Source organism: Mucilaginibacter sp. P4_E8 (assembly GCF_056401495.1).
This window is the reverse complement of sequence record NZ_JBFUJG010000459.1, coordinates 1-509: the sequence shown is the minus strand read 5'-3', so window position 1 is coordinate 509 and position 509 is coordinate 1. Positions and strand designations below refer to the sequence as shown.

The 509-nt window shown below is 34.8% G+C and carries 1 protein-coding gene; it reads right to left on the bottom strand.

The genetic code is table 11. From position 1 onward, the window contains the following. Positions 1-151: 151 nt before the first annotated feature. The coding region (locus tag AC1DRQ_RS32090) for a lipid-binding protein (RefSeq protein WP_477430298.1) at positions 152-509 on the bottom strand (358 nt) is incomplete at its 5' end.

Below are 509 nucleotides of genomic sequence, written 5' to 3'. Positions count from 1 at the left end.
TATGTAAATTAAAAACATGATATGTGAAAATCACCCATAATATGACGTATTTATATTAGTCTAATTGTTAAAAACCTGTATAATAATAATATCACATAAAAAACCCGGAGCATTTTACATGCTCCGGGCTATACATTATGATTATTAATTATTAATGATCATCCGAATCAAAGCGGGTTCTGGCATATCCACTGTAGGTAAATGTTACACCTGGAGAGTCGCTATACTGGGCTTTAAAATATATTGAATCGGTTTTCAATTTACTTCCAGGCGCGGTGGCCGCACCTTTTATGATTTTTCCATCAGTTATTGTAACCTTTACTCCAAAGTATAATTCGTCAGCTTTGGATACCGAAAAAGTTTTATTGGCTACATTAGCACGAATTTTTGCCTTAAGCCCATAATAACTTTGAGCATCATCTATCCAAGCGCTATCAGGTTTGTTAGAGGCTACGTTATAAATTGATATTTTGGAATAATCGGCGGTTTTACCGGTTCCATCATCAACC